We start from the raw sequence: 13,780 nt of genomic DNA on the forward strand, positions 1-13,780 counted from the left end.
GCACCGCAGGAGCCGACCCCGACCCCGACCCCGACCCCGACCCCGACCCCGACCCCGACCCCGACCCCGACCCCGACCCCGACCCCGACCCCGACCCCGACCCCGACCCCGACCCCGACCCCGACCCCGACCCCGACCCCGACCCCGACCCCGACCCCGACCCCGACTCCGACTCCGACTCCGACTCCGGTGTCGGCGACCTGCGCCACTCCCAGTGTCACTCTGACCAGCGGTTTGGTCGACTACGGAAAGAACCTTCGTCCCTTTTCCTATTTGGCTAAGCCTGCCAAGGGAACTCGCGTACAAGACCCCGATTTCCCGGGTACCCATATCGTCCGCGTGACGGACGCCTTGGCTGACTTCAAAGCGAATGTGGCGATGCCCGCCTACCCGACCACGCAGGGCTGGAATTGCAACGAATCGCGCTTTGTTTTGTATGTCACTGGCGCGCAGAGCGGTGGCAAGCAGGGATGGGCAATGTTTGACGGCAAGACCTACGCCTTCATCAAATTCCTGCCGATCAATCCTCCCGATATCGAGCAGTTCTACTGGAGTCATTCCGACCCGACCAAACTGGTCTATATCGACAACCGTGAAAACGGTGGCCAGATCATCATGAAAATGATGGAAATCAACGTAGAAACCGGCGTGCAGACGGTGTTGCACGACTTCATGCCTGATGTGAAGGCGCAGGGTTGGCCGACGACTGGCCCAGTGCGCGCCGGATATCCGTTCTATTCAGGCGGTGATCTGGAGTTGTGGGGGCTGGGCGCAGGCGGCATTCCGAACGTCAGCGGCCAGCTCGGCCTCAACGCCTTTGGCTTCAATGCCAAGACCGGCAAAGTCACACGCTATAGCGGCATCCCCGTGGCGCAGGCGCGCGGCACCACGCCGTTCCCGCTCAAAAGCGGTAAAGGCTGGGCCTGGCCCGATTGGGCCAATCACACCACCGTGGTGTTCGACCTGAACGGCAATATCGTGCGCACCGTGCAGTTCGACGCCATCGAACACCTGGACAGTTCGGTCAACGCTAAGGGCGAAGACCTGCTCGTGGGCACGCAATACGACGGCCCGTCAGGCAGCGGCAATCTGATGGTGGCGAATCTGGCGACCGGCGCCGTGTCCACGGTGATCGGCACGTCCAAGGGCGACGGCTACCCCCGCACCAGCACCCTCATAAGTTCGGGCGCCTGGAAGGTGCCGGGCTGGGTGGCGATGGGAGTGACCGGTTCACCCTACGGCAGTACCGCAGACAACGGCAGCAACAACGCCCCGGTGGCGAACCCGCAGACCTACATCGACCAGGAAATTTCCATCGCCAATGTGGACACGGGTGTCGTGTTCCGCGTGGCGCACCACCGCAGCACAGGTCATTACAGCAATGCACCGGTGAACAACTATTGGGCGCAGACCAACGTCACCCCAAGTCCGAGCGGCACCCGCATACTAGTGCAGAGCGACTGGGGCAACGCCAATCCGAAGAGCCCAGTGATCAACCCGAATGCGCCGGTGGACACCTACGTGATCGAGTTGCCCGCCTACAAGCCTAATTGAGGGAGCGAGAGTGACCCCACCCCGCTCAGTGCGGGGTGGGCATCGATGCACTGCAGTCCTATGATGCGGCACGCTTCGGGCGTGCCTTTTTTTATATGGCAGCGCCGCTCGAATCACTCAACCTCTTTTCAAATGGCCACTAATGGAAGAACGGCATCGCCTCAAGGTATTGGATGGATTAAGGGCCATAGCCATTCTATTGGTGATGGGATATCACTATTTTGTCCGGTGGACGCCGCCAGTCGCTCCGGATAATTTCTACCCATACGGGGGTTTTGGAGCGCACTTCTGGTTGTTTGAGTATGGCGATCTAGGGGTGCAGATATTTTTTGTGATATCGGGGTTTGTGATCAGCATGACCCTATTCAGGTGTCGCACAATAGGTCATTTTTTCTGGAAGCGGTTTGCGCGCCTGTTTCCAACCATGTTGATTTGTTCGGTGTTGTCTTTTTTCATTCTGCATTTACTGCCGCAAAATATTTTCATTCCTCAGGTCAGAGATTTTATTCCGAGCCTGACATTCAGTGATCCGATCATCTGGAGTAAGATTTTTGACGTGCCTTTCAAAGCGGTTGATGGGGCATATTGGTCTCTTTTTGTCGAGGTCAAGTTTTATTTTTGGATCAGTGTCATTTATTTTTTGGTAGGTTCTCGGTTGTTCTTTAGGTCTGTGGCGTCGGCGTTTGGCGGTTTGGTGATATTTTATGTGCTGGCTCGGGCGCTAGACTTCCATCATCTCTGGGCAATCGATTTTATTTTTGTTATTGGTGCCTTGCCTTGGTTTGTGGCTGGCATTGGGTTTTATGCACTTTACGCAGATGCCAGCAGCCGAATGGCCTGGGTGTTACTAGTTGAGTCAGTTGTCGCCATTGCGGTGCTCAGGTTGGGGACGCATATCGGAACCATCGCGCCTTATCTTGCTCTTGCATTTAGTTTTTTTGTTTTTTTGGCGATGATGAAACGCCCCGCCTGGGTGGCCTGGTTGGGCTATCCGCCGCTCGCGGCGATTGGGGTGGCCAGTTACAGCCTATATTTATTGCACCAATACATCGGAGTCGCCATTCTCGATATTGTACGCAATGCATTCGGCCCGGAATCTCCGCTGCTCAGCGTGCTGCTTGCGCCGACGTTAGTGGGAGTTCTGATTCTGATTTCTCTAGCTATTTATCACTACTGGGAAGCGCCAGCCAAAGATTTTCTTCTTGGCTTGCGTTTGACCCGTCCTGCCATCCTGCGAGGCTCTGGTGCATCTGAGCGCTCTGATAATGCCCCCTGACCGGGGTGTTGAAGTGTTGCTGCCGCGAGGATTTTGATCCGTATTCGGTTTTTCTGGGGGATTGAAAATGTTGCCTTCCCGTCGTCGATTCATTCAGAAATCTTTACTTTCCCTTCCTGCTGTTGGTGCTTTGTCCGCCTGCGGTGGAGGCGGGGGATCTGCGTCTGTTCAAAATTCCGGGGGCAGTCCTACAGCGGGCTTGAGTCCTGTGCCTGTTGTAGCCGGCGTTGATTTGTCGGCCGGGCTTCAGAATTACGGTCTGAAGCGTATGCCCTACAGCAAGCTGGCCAAGCCAGCAAAGGGGCAGACTGTGCTGGATCCGGATTTCGGCACACGGATTACGCGAATCACTGATTGTGTTTCTGATTTTAAAAATCTCTGCGCCGCGCCGGCCTATCCTACGGCCATGGCCTGGAACAGCGACGAGACGCGATTCATTCTGTATGTACCGGGTTCGACCATGCAGTCAGGAGGTCAGCAAGGTTGGGCCATGTATAACGGCACGACCTATGCGTTTATCAAATTTATAGACATCAATCCCGGAGATGTTGAGCAGTTTTATTGGGATCACCAGGATCCAGCTACTCTCTATTACATCGATAACCATTCAGTCGGCAGCACCATGCACGCCGACCTCACCGCGATCAACGTAGAGACGGGTGTCAAGACGGTGGAGTACAGCTTTCTGGATAATCTGCCTGCGGGCTGGCCGCGCACCGGCCCGGTACGCTGCGGTTACCCGTTCGCGCTAGGCATCAACTCAAAGGGCGAGCGCATTTGGGGACTGGGTGCGGGTGGCATCCCGAATATAAATGGCCAGCTTGCTTTGAATGTGTTTGGTTTCAACCAAACGACTAAGCAAATGGTGTTCTACGACACACAGTACGTGGCGCAAGGGCAGGCGCGCGGCACGACGCCGTTTCCCCTGCTGTCGGGGCAGGGGTGGGTCGCGCCCGATCCGGCCTCGCAGAATAGCCAGACCGGGCGTGTGTTCATTCTCGACATCAACGGCAAATACATTCGAACCGTCAATTTCGATGCGTATGAACATTGCGACACGGCCATGAATGCCGCAGGCCACGACATGCTGGTCGGCTCGCAGTTCAACCGCGCCACGGGGGGTAACGGCAATGTCATCGTCGCTGACCTGAATACGGGGGCCATCCAGAATTTGGTGGGTGAGTCCAGTTCTCCTGCCTTTGGCTACCCCACGACTGGCTGCCTGACCGGTTCGACGGCTTGGCAAAACCCGATGTGGATTGCGACGGGCATGACGGGCGACATTTATGGCACTGACAACAGCGGCCCGACCGCCAATCCGACCACCCTGCTGGATCAGGAGATCATGCTCACCAGCCTGACCTTCGGGCTGACGTACCGCTTTGCCCACCATCGCAGCACCGGGAATTACAGCAACGCCCCGCAAAGCAACTACTGGGCCCAGACCAATGTGACGCTCAGCACTAGCGGCACGCGCGTGTTGTTCCAGAGCGATTGGGGGAACGGCGACCCGAGCAACCCGGTGCTCAACCCGGATGCGGCGGTTGACACTTATGTGATCGAACTGCCGAGTTACAAGAGGGCGTAGAGCGCCCCCAGACCTGCCGCGTTCGCGTCAGGCCCCCCGAGGGGGATGAGGCCCGCAGCTCCAAGCTGCCCTGCGGCAGCTTGGACGGAGCCGAATCCGAGCGGCTTGCAAGCCGCGAGGTGGACAAGAAAACTTGGGGCGGCCCTGCGTTTTCTCATGAGCTGGTCAGCGTCTGGCGGGCGCAAGCCTCGTCAGGCTGCTACGCGCCCTGCACACAAAACACCGCTTCCGTTGCCAGCAGCCCGGGAGCGAAGGTGATGCGGCGGCCGTTGCGGATGCCGAAGGCGTCGATCATTTTCAGCCCGCAGTGCGCAGCCAGGCGCTCGAAGTCGGCATAGGTGGCCACGCGCAGGTTCGGCGTGTTGTACCACTCGTAGGGCAGTTCGGGCGTCACCGGCAGGCGGCCCGTGAGGATTTGCAGGCGGATGCTCCAGTGGGCGAAATTGGCGAAGCTGAGGATGCCCAGCCGACCCACGCGCGCGGTTTCGCGCAGCGCGTTTTCGGTGTGGCGGATATTGGGCAGGGTGTCGATCTGCAGCACCACGTCGAAGCTGCCATCGCCGAACATCGACAGGCCCTGCTCCAGGTCGAGCTGCAGCACGTCCACGCCTTTTTCGGCGGCGGCGATCAATTTTTCAGGGCTGATTTCCACGCCCAGCCCGGTGCAGCCGCGGGTGTCGCGCAGATGCGCCAGCATGCGGCCATCGCCGCAGCCCAGATCGAGCACGCGGCTGCCATGCGGCACCAGATCGGCAATCACGCTCAGGGGAGTGGTCATTTGGAAAGCTCCTGCGCGATGCGGTCGAACCAGGCGCGCACCACGCCGTGGTAGTGCGGGTGATCCATGAGGAAGGCGTCATGGCCCTGCGGGGCATCGACTTCCGCGTAGGTCACGGCGTGGCGGTTGGTCACCAGCGCCTGCACGATTTCGCGCGAGCGCTGGGGCGAGAAGCGCCAGTCGGTGGTGAAGCTCACCAGCAGAAAGCGCGCCTGCGCCGCCGCCAGCCCCCGCGCCAGATCGCCGCCGGTGGCGCGCGCCGGGTCGAAATAGTCGAGCGCGCGGGTGATGAGCAGATAGGAATTGGCGTCGAAATAGCCGCTGAACTTGTCGCCCTGATAGCGCAAATAGCTCTCGATCTCGAAGTCCACGCCAAAGCCGTAGCCCAGAGCGCCATTGCGCAGCGCACGGCCGAATTTGGCCGCCATGGCGTCGTCGCTGAGATAGGTGATGTGCCCGATCATGCGCGCTACCGCCAGACCTTGCTTGGGCACGACGCCGTGGGCGTAGTAGTCGCCGCCGTGAAAGTCGGGGTCGGTGATGATGGCGCGGCGAGCCACCTCGTTGAAGGCGATGTTCTGCGCCGAAAGACTGGGCGCGGTGGCGATGGCGGCGCAGTGGGCCACGCGTTCGGGGTAGCGCAGCGCCCAACTCAGCGCCTGCATGCCGCCCAGGCTGCCGCCGATGACCGCAGCCAGGCGCTCGATGCCCAGCCGGTCGAGCAACCGCGCTTGCGCATCCACCCAGTCTTCGACCGTCACCACGGGGAAGCGGCTGCCCCAAGGCTGACCAGTGGCGGGGTCGAGGCTCATCGGGCCGGTGGAGCCGAAGCACGAACCGGGATTGTTGACGCAGAGTACGAAAAAGCGCTCGGTGTCGAGCGGTTTGCCGGGGCCGATCAGGTTGTCCCACCAGCCCACGCTCTTGGGGTTGCCTGCATGCGTGCCGGCGGCGTGATGGCTGGCGTTGAGCGCATGACACACCAGCACGGCGTTGCTGCGCTCGGCGTTGAGCGTGCCGTAGGTTTCATACATCAACTCGTAGGCGGGCAGTTGCGCGCCGCTTTGAAGCGGCAGCGGCTGCTCGAACGCCATGCGCTGCGGCGTGACGTCCCCGAGGGCTGAGGGCGAAGCACTCATGGGTGTTCCTGAAAAAACGAACCGGCGGCGCTGGCAATGCAGCGAAAACCGCCGGTGGTCTGCGCTGTTTTAGCGGTATTTGTTACGCGCCCGCAAGCCCAGGGCAAATCGGCGCGTGGGCAAGTATAGGAGCATCCCCAAACGGATTCAGCCCATCGCCCTGTGCGTTGACCAGTGCGGCGCCAGCAGGGTGCGTTCCAGATGATCCGGGGCCAGACCGTAGAGCCGGGCGAGTTGATCGCGGTCGATGCACTGCGCCGGGCTGCCCTGGGCGATGAAGCGGCCTGCCTGCATCAGAATGACGCGCGAGGCCACGACAAAGGCGTGATCCGGATGATGGGTGGTGAACAGCACGGCCCGCCCGTCGTCGCGCAACTGCGCGAGCAGTTCGAGCAGCCGCAACTGATTGCCAAAGTCCAGGCTGCTGGCAGGTTCGTCGAGTAGCAGGTAGGGAGCGTCCTGTGCCAGCGCGCGGGCGATCAAGACTTGCTGACGCTGCCCGCCTGACAGCGCCGCGTAGCTGCGTGTGGCCAGGCCTTGCAGGCCGAGCCGGTGCAGGATGGCGTGCACGGCGGCGAAGTCGTCGGCTGCGGGCCGGGCGATCAGCCCGCGGCTGGCCAGCCGCCCCATCATCACCACGTCGATGACGCTGTAAGCGAACACCAGCCGGTGCTGCTGAGGCACATAGGCAATGCGTCGGGCGCGCTCGGGCGCGGACAGGGTGAAGAGGTCTTGACCGTCGACTTGCACAGACCCAGCATGCGGCGCATGAATCGCGCACAGGGCTTTGAGCAAGGTGGTTTTGCCGCAGCCGTTGGGGCCGAGCAGCGCCAGCGTCTCTCCAGGGGCAAGGCGCAGCTGCACGCCCTTGACGATCTCTTCATGTCCATAGCGGATGTGGAGTTGTTGTGCGTCGATCATCTCCGGCTCCTCAATCGGCCCAGCTCACGGCGGCGCGTCGCAGCACCACGGCGAGCAGCGGCAGCCCGACCAAGGCCGTGAGAACGCCCAGCGGCAACTCCACGGTGAACGCCGTGCGCGCCACGTCGTCGAGCAGCAAAAGGTAGAGCGCCCCCAGCAAGGCGGAGGCGGGCAACACGAGGCGGTTGTCCGCGCCCCAGATCAGCCGGGCGATTTGCGGAATCAGCAAGCCGACCCAGGCGATCATCCCGGCCAGAGTCACCGACAGCGTGCCCAGCAAGGTGGCCAGCGCGATGACCCAGGCGCGCGTGGCGCGCACCGGCACGCCCAGTGTGGTCGCTTCCTCGTCGCCCATGCTCAGCACGTTGAGCGCATGGCCCAAGCCGATGAGGGCGGCGGTGGCCAGCGCCATCAGCGGGGCGGTGAGCCACACGCTGTGCGCCGACACGCTGGAGAGCGTGCCCATCAGCCAATAGCTAATGGCGGGCAGCTTGTCGTACGGGTCGGCGACATACTTGGCGGTGGACAGCAGCGCGGTGAAAAACGCGCCGGTGATCAAGCCCGCCAACAGCAGCACCACAATGCCATGGATGCCGACCAGGCGGGCGAGCAGCAGGGTCATGCCCACGGCCAACAGCCCAAAAACAAAGCTGGAAAGCTGAACCTGCCAAAGGGCGTGACCGAGCAGGATGCCCAGTGCCGCGCCGAATGCGGCTCCGGCCAAACCGCCGAGCACTTCCGGCGAGGCCAGCGGATTACGAAACAGCGCCTGGTAGGCCGCGCCCGAGGTCGACAGCGCGGCGCCGATGCACATGGCAGCGACGATGCGCGGCGCGCGCAGCTCCACGATCACCGTCCACAGTTCGGAAGGATGGCCTGCAAGGCCTTGCCACAGGCGCACGGCTGCCTCGAGCGGCGAGGGCTGATAGCGCCCGAGCAGCAAGGAGATCGCGGCGCAGAGCAACAAGGCCGAGCCCAGCAACCCGAAGCGGCCTTTCATGGACGGCCGGGCAATGCGGCGTCTTCCCGATGCGGCGCGGCAGACGCGACGGACAAAGACGCAGGCAAAGACGTCGGCTGGGGCGCGGATAAAGATAAGGACACCAGCGGCAAGACCCGACGCAACAGCCGCTGCATCTGCTCGAGCTGGCGTTCAGGGCGGTCGTCGAGCGGGTTGAATGCCAGGCGCGGCACCGCGCGTTGTGCCAGCAGGTCGGCGAGCTGCCGGGCGCATTCCTCGGGCGTGCCGACGATGGCGCGCGCCAGACTTTCGCTCTCGTCCATCTCGGCCATGGGGCCGCGAAAGCCGACCTTCCATTGCGATTGCTTGTTGCGCCGAAAGGCGGCCAGCCACGCCAGGGCATGGCGTCTGGCGGCGTCGCCATCCTCATCGATCCACAGCCCGCGCGACAGCAGCGCGTCGGCCGGACGTTGTGCAACGATGCCCCAGTTGATGGCCTGGGCGTCGTAGGTTTCCAGCGGCCAGAACTGCGCGCTCATCCAGCCCAGCCCGCGCGAAGCCGCCCAAGCCAGGGTGTCGGGCTCGCGGCTGGCGACGAACAGGGGCAGCGGGAGTTGCGCCGGCGGTTGCAGCACGGCTTCGCCGCGGTAATCGACCGACTGGGGGTGCAGCCGGTCGAGTAAGGCGTCCACCACCTCGCGCATCTGCACGCGCGCTGCATCGCTGCCCCAACCGAAAGCGCGCTTTTGCGCCTCGAACGGCCCGCCTTTGGCAAAGCCGATGGCGATGCGCCCAGGCGCCAGGTTGGACAGCAGCGCGATTTCCTCGGCCAGCAGCGCGGGGTTGCGGCCTGCGGGCAACACTGCGGCCACGCCGAGCTGAATGCGCTGCGTTCGCGCCGCCCAGTGGGCCAGCAGCAGCAGCGGCGAGGCGCTCAGGCTTTGCGGGTCGAAGTGATGTTCGGTGACCCACACCGCCTGCACGCCGATCTGCTCGATCTCCTGCACTAGGGCGGCGCGCTGCTGGAAAAAAGCGGGGATGGGCTCGTTCGTGGCGGGCTGCATGTGCAGCATCATGCCGATTTGCGGCAGGGGGGAGGCAGGCATGGCGGGTCAATACTTGGTGGGATAGTCGGTGGGGTCGGGCGCCAAAACGGCGCGCGCCTGCGCGGCGGACAGCGTGCGCTTGAAGTACAGCGCGAAAAACGCCTCGGTGCGGGCGTCGATCGGAGTCTTGAACACCGCGCGGTAGTCTGCCGGAAAAATCCGGCTCGCCAGCCAGGGCGCGGCCAGCAGCCGCATGAACGACGGCGGCCGGTCGATCCAGCGAAATGGCACTTGCGGCGCGAACAGCACATGGCCTTCGCGCACCGCGCGCAGCAGCCTCCAGCGTGGCTCGGTCTGGATGGCGCGCATCGCCGGGCCGTCTTGGGTGAGGATCCAGTCGGGGTCTGCAGCCAGGATTTGCTCGAAACTCACCCGCACCATGCCGAAGCGGCTGCCGTCGGTGCAGTGCAAGGCGTTGTGCGCGCCGATGGCGGTGATGACCTCGGCATGGATCGAGCCGCTGCACTCGCTCGCCAGGCCGTCTTCGCCTTCGGCGTAATAGATGCGCACAGGTTTTTGTGCGGACACGCGCTGGCGCAGCGCGGCCAGATCGTCCAGCGTGGTCTGCGCGTCGGCGGCCAGCGCCTCGCCGCGCGCGGCGATCCCCAGCGCCTGCCCCACTTGGCGGAAGGCCGCGGGGTAGTCCGCCAGGCTGTCGAGCCGTACCGGGCAGATGGGCAGTCCGAGCTTGCGCATGGCCGCCGTGCTGGCCTGCGTACCCACCGTCGCCTCGGACACCAGCGCCAGCGTGGGATGCACGCGCAACACCTGCTCCAGGTTGGCCGTCTTGCCCTGGCCGAACCAGCCGCCGAGCACGGGAAGATCGAGGACGCTTTTCGGCAGGATTTGCGCCGCCTGCTTGCTCCAGGGAAAGTTCAACCCCGCCATGCGTTCGGGCGCCAGCGCCAGCAGCAAGTAATTGTTGACCGGGCTGCTGCCATACACCGGGTCGCTGGATGCGCTGGGGCAGGCCGCAGGTGTTTGCGCCAGCGCGAACGCGCCGTGCAGCAGGAGCGCGGCGCCGAGCAAAGGAGCGCTTAGCCGAGCGAAAAATCGGCTCATAGCTTGTACTGCAGTTGCACCCGCAGCTCGCGTCCGGGCATGGGGAAGCCCTCGCTCAATTGATAGTTGCGGTCGAAGGCGTTGTTCAGATTGGTGTAGAGCGTCAGCCGCGGGGCCAGGCGTTGCGTCCAGCGCAGGTTGACCACGGTGAACCCGGCCACCGGCTGCTTGCCGTCGGTCGTGGTCTGGCGGCTGCTGGCCGCCTGCACATGCGCCGACAGGGTGGTGGCGTCGCCGGGCAGCCACGACACGCCCAGATCGGCCCAGTGGCGCGGCGCGTTGGTGGCGACCAGTCCAGGCGCGCCCAGCGTGGCGTCGAGATAGCTATACGCCACCGAGGCGATCCAGGCGTTGCCGATCGACGCCTGCACGCTCAAGTCCAGCCCCTTGTTGGTCGCCGTGCCGACGTTTTGCGCCTGGCTGATGCCGGGGGTGGAGGTGGCGACACTCTCGATCGCGTCTTTGATCGAATCCCAATACACCGCGGCGTCGTACTTCACCCCGCCCAGCATCACCCCGGAGACGCCGACTTCACGGTTGAGTGCTTGTTCCGGCCCCAGCGCCGGGTTGGGGATGGCCTGGCCCAGGCGGTAGGAATACACCTCCTTGATGCTGGGAAAACGGGTCTTCTGCCCGATGCCCGCGCGCAACTCGGTGTGCGCCGAGAGTTTGTGCCGCCAGACGATTTGCGCATTGTTCGCCCCCACGCGCGGGCTGGTGGGCATCGGCCCGATCTGGGTCTGCGCCTTGTTGGTGTATTGCTCGGCCTGATCGAAGCGGTGCTCGTCGCGGCGGTAGCCGAAGGTGAGGGTGTCGGCCGTAGTCGGCTTGTAGGCATTCTCGAAGCCCAGCGCGTAGGTGTGCGCCTCGAAATGCAGCCACGGCGTCTGGTAAGGCTGCGCCTGGGTGGCGAGGTTGGACTCGCGGTGCACGTCTTGTTTGTAGAACAGTCCGAGTTTGAGGAAGTTCTGCGTGCCCAACGGCTGGCCGAGTTCGACCGTGGCGCCGTTGGAAAAATCGCGGTACTGGCTATTGAAGGCGTAAGGTTTTTGGGTCGAGTTGTAGCGGGCGTTGTCGAACGAGATCAGTTCGTTGTCGAAGGTGTCGTGGTAGAGCCGGGTCTTGAGGTAACCCGCGCCGAGGGCGGTGTTGCCGATGTATTAGTAGCTCTGTTTGTTCCACTGCGGCCACTGCCAGTAGCGCACCGGCTGGCCGGTGACCTTGGTGTTGCCGGTGTAAGGCGGCGAGTCTTTGTCGGAGTTGACGGTGTAGAGGCCCAGCGCATAGTCGTCGGTGGCGTTGGGGGTGAAGCCCACTTTCAGGTTGGCGTTGATGTCGTGGCTGGCGGCGTTGAGCCGGTCGCCCCCCGGCTGCGCCGCCACCGGCTTGAACGCTGTAGACAGCGGAAAACCGTCGCGGTTGGCGCTGGCCACGCCGCCCTGCACATACCAGCGGCTGTCGATGCGGCTGCCCAATTGCACCGACAGATCGTTGCCGTACAGCCGGTGCTGGTTGGCGGTGAGGCCGCCGGTGATGCTGCCTTCGAGTTTTTTGCTAGGGGCCTGGGTGATGAGGTTGATCGAGCCGCCCATATTGTTCGGCCCGTACATCAAGGAGCCCAGCCCTTTGGTCACGACGATTTCGGACAGGCCGGGCGTCAGTAGCCGACTCAAGTCCACATTGCCGTCGTAGGGCACATAAATCGGAATGCCGTCGATGTTCAGGGTGATCTGCCGCGAGTCGAAGCCGCGGATGTTCACCTGCGTCTCGCCGCGCTGGCCGAGCGTCACCGGGGTGACGCCGGGCAGATCGCCCAGCGCCTCGCCCACATTGAGCGCGCCACGGTCGAGCATTTGCTGCTGCGTCACCACATTGCTGCTCGTGCCGCCCGGCGCGGGCTTGGACACGGCGGGGGCCTGCACATCGACCTCGCCAAGCTGGAACACCGGTTGCGCGGCCTGCGGGGTTTGCGCTGCGGCGCTTGCGGCATGCAGGGCCGCGAGCAGCGGCAGGAGCGGCATCAACGAGGGGCGGACAGGTTGCAGTGGTCGCAGACGGCGAGCGGGGCGAGAGCGGGGCATCAGGGTCTCCAATAAAAAATGATGGCGGGTTTCGAGATATTCTTTAAGATATAACGAATTCCCCTTGGCCTGCTACATCCTTTGCCATGTCCGCTGCAGAATTGTTCCCTGTCAAACCTGTGCCTGTCCCCCGCTGGCAGGCAGCTTGCATCGTGGTTCTTGGCGCAGGGGATGTGGGCTCTGCGGTGGCGCATGTTTTGTTCCGCCAGGGCTACACCGTGTTGCTGGTCGAGACGGAACAGCCCACGTCCCCACGGCGTGGCATGTGCTGGGTGGATGCGGTGTTCGACGGCATCGCGGTGCTCGATCATCTCAGCGCGGTGCGGGTGTTTCACCCGGCGGATGCGGCGCTCGCCTTTGCCCGCCGCATCTGGCTGCCGCTGGTGGTCGCACCCGACCTGCCGCTGTGGCTGCGCCAGCTCGGCGCGCAGGTCTTGGTCGATGCGCGGCTGCGCAAACACGCCGCGGCGCAGCCTGATCTGCGCGCGCTGTGCGGGGGTGCAGCGACTGCGGTCGGCATTGGTCCAGGATATACCGTGGGCTATAACGCCGATGTGGTGATCGAGTCGGCCTGGGGCGATGAACTGGGGCGGGTGCTGCACGTCGGCTCGGCCCGGGCGCTCGCCGGAGAGCCGCGGCCCATCCTCGGCGCGGGGCGCGAGCGCCTGGTTTACGCCCCGCAGGACGGGGTGTTCGAAACGCCTTTGCGGATCGGCCAGGCGGTCGAGGCGGGCGAGGTGATCGGCCATGTGAACACGCCAGAGGGCGAGCTTCTGCCGCTGCCTGCGCCGCTGCGCGGCGTGTTGCGCGGGCTGACCCGTTCGGGCGTGCCGGTGCGGCGTAAAACCAAACTCGTCGAAGTCGATCCGCGCGGCGACCCGGCGCTGTGCTTCGGTTTGGGCGAGCGGCCGCTGCGCATCGCTCAGGGCGTGCTGCAGGCCGTCGAGCAAGTCGTCGGCGCTGCTGGCGCGCCCGCCGCGCAGCCGCATGCCGCCTGAATGCCGGGCGGCGCCAGCGCGCTGCTCGCCTGGGCCGTGCCGATGAGCCAAGGCGATCCCGCCAATCCTGCGATCAGGCTGGCGGCGGTGCGTCTTTGCATGGTTTTGCTCCTTCATCCAATTCAGCGCTTGACAGCTGTGCGAGGCTTTCAATATGTTCGTAAAAATACAACGTCGCAAGCGATGTTCGCGGCGGTTGCAAAGTAGGCGTAGGGGCAAATGTTGGTGATGAGTTGACATTGTGGGCGTTGGTCACAGTCTGAAGGGGAAGATCGGTTCGGTTTTTAGCTCAAGCGTCGTAGCCACTCATATACAC

The 13,780-nt window shown here is 63.5% G+C and carries 12 protein-coding genes; 4 read left to right on the forward strand and 8 right to left on the reverse strand.

The annotated features are described in order from the left end of the window. Nucleotides 1-351 precede the first annotated feature (351 nt). From THI_RS01085 to THI_RS01095, 3 genes are all read left to right on the forward strand, one after another. A complete protein-coding gene (locus THI_RS01085) occupies nt 352-1,554 on the forward strand; it encodes a hypothetical protein (protein WP_231836298.1) in 1,203 nt (400 codons plus the stop codon). A gap of 142 nt (nt 1,555-1,696) precedes the next feature. Then, a complete protein-coding gene (locus THI_RS01090; RefSeq protein WP_013104376.1) occupies nt 1,697-2,830 on the forward strand; it encodes an acyltransferase family protein in 1,134 nt (377 codons plus the stop codon). A gap of 67 nt (nt 2,831-2,897) precedes the next feature. After that, nucleotides 2,898-4,418 (forward strand): hypothetical protein, encoded by a 1,521-nt coding sequence (locus tag THI_RS01095; RefSeq protein WP_041608843.1) that lies wholly within the window; start codon nt 2,898-2,900, stop codon nt 4,416-4,418. Nucleotides 4,419-4,617: 199 nt separating this feature from the next. On the opposite strand, the gene metW is transcribed toward THI_RS01095, so the two are convergent. The 8 genes from metW to THI_RS01135 all read right to left on the reverse strand — a co-directional run bounded on the left by metW (nt 4,618) and on the right by THI_RS01135 (nt 12,466). Further along, on the reverse strand, nt 4,618-5,196 hold the full coding sequence (metW, locus tag THI_RS01100) for a methionine biosynthesis protein MetW (RefSeq protein ID WP_013104378.1): 579 nt from the start codon (nt 5,194-5,196) through the stop codon (nt 4,618-4,620). Further along, nucleotides 5,193-6,335, reverse strand: coding sequence for a homoserine O-succinyltransferase MetX (gene metX / locus THI_RS01105; protein WP_013104379.1), 1,143 nt, complete (start codon nt 6,333-6,335; stop codon nt 5,193-5,195). The genes metW and metX overlap by 4 nt, the downstream gene beginning before the upstream one ends. Before the next feature lie 147 nt (nt 6,336-6,482). Then, a complete protein-coding gene (locus THI_RS01110) occupies nt 6,483-7,256 on the reverse strand; it encodes an ABC transporter ATP-binding protein (protein WP_013104380.1) in 774 nt (257 codons plus the stop codon). Between the two features lie 10 nt (nt 7,257-7,266). Further along, entirely contained in the window at nt 7,267-8,256 is a 990-nt protein-coding gene (locus THI_RS01115) for a FecCD family ABC transporter permease (RefSeq protein ID WP_013104381.1), read from the reverse strand. After that, nucleotides 8,253-9,323 carry an LLM class flavin-dependent oxidoreductase gene (locus THI_RS01120; protein WP_013104382.1) on the reverse strand — a complete coding sequence of 357 codons (1,071 nt, stop codon included), beginning with the start codon at nt 9,321-9,323 and terminating at the stop codon, nt 8,253-8,255. Before THI_RS01120 ends, THI_RS01115 begins: the two co-directional genes overlap by 4 nt. A gap of 6 nt (nt 9,324-9,329) precedes the next feature. Next, entirely contained in the window at nt 9,330-10,385 is a 1,056-nt protein-coding gene (locus THI_RS01125; protein ID WP_041608844.1) for an ABC transporter substrate-binding protein, read from the reverse strand. Next, entirely contained in the window at nt 10,382-11,542 is a 1,161-nt protein-coding gene (locus tag THI_RS01130; RefSeq protein ID WP_079668498.1) for a TonB-dependent receptor plug domain-containing protein, read from the reverse strand. The genes THI_RS01125 and THI_RS01130 overlap by 4 nt, the downstream gene beginning before the upstream one ends. A 3-nt stretch (nt 11,543-11,545) precedes the next feature. Next, entirely contained in the window at nt 11,546-12,466 is a 921-nt protein-coding gene (locus THI_RS01135; protein WP_013104385.1) for a TonB-dependent receptor plug domain-containing protein, read from the reverse strand. A gap of 86 nt (nt 12,467-12,552) precedes the next feature. On the opposite strand from THI_RS01135, the gene THI_RS01140 reads away from it, so the two are divergent. Continuing rightward, on the forward strand, nt 12,553-13,464 hold the full coding sequence (locus tag THI_RS01140) for an FAD/NAD(P) domain (protein WP_013104386.1): 912 nt from the start codon (nt 12,553-12,555) through the stop codon (nt 13,462-13,464). The last annotated feature ends 316 nt before the right edge of the window (nt 13,465-13,780 follow it).

Origin of the sequence: Thiomonas arsenitoxydans, from assembly GCF_000253115.1 — a bacterium.
GTDB lineage: Bacteria > Pseudomonadota > Gammaproteobacteria > Burkholderiales > Burkholderiaceae_C > Thiomonas > Thiomonas arsenitoxydans.

Coding starts and splice junctions, on each gene's coding strand:
- THI_RS01090 (WP_013104376.1), top strand. CDS start 1,697: ATGGAAGAACGGCATCGCCTCAAGGTATTGGATGGATTAAGGGCCATA.
- THI_RS01095 (WP_041608843.1), top strand. CDS start 2,898: ATGTTGCCTTCCCGTCGTCGATTCATTCAGAAATCTTTACTTTCCCTT.
- metW (WP_013104378.1), bottom strand. CDS start 5,196: ATGACCACTCCCCTGAGCGTGATTGCCGATCTGGTGCCGCATGGCAGC.
- metX (WP_013104379.1), bottom strand. CDS start 6,335: ATGAGTGCTTCGCCCTCAGCCCTCGGGGACGTCACGCCGCAGCGCATG.
- THI_RS01110 (WP_013104380.1), bottom strand. CDS start 7,256: ATGATCGACGCACAACAACTCCACATCCGCTATGGACATGAAGAGATC.
- THI_RS01115 (WP_013104381.1), bottom strand. CDS start 8,256: ATGAAAGGCCGCTTCGGGTTGCTGGGCTCGGCCTTGTTGCTCTGCGCC.
- THI_RS01120 (WP_013104382.1), bottom strand. CDS start 9,323: ATGCCTGCCTCCCCCCTGCCGCAAATCGGCATGATGCTGCACATGCAG.
- THI_RS01125 (WP_041608844.1), bottom strand. CDS start 10,385: ATGAGCCGATTTTTCGCTCGGCTAAGCGCTCCTTTGCTCGGCGCCGCG.
- THI_RS01135 (WP_013104385.1), bottom strand. CDS start 12,466: ATGCCCCGCTCTCGCCCCGCTCGCCGTCTGCGACCACTGCAACCTGTC.
- THI_RS01140 (WP_013104386.1), top strand. CDS start 12,553: ATGTCCGCTGCAGAATTGTTCCCTGTCAAACCTGTGCCTGTCCCCCGC.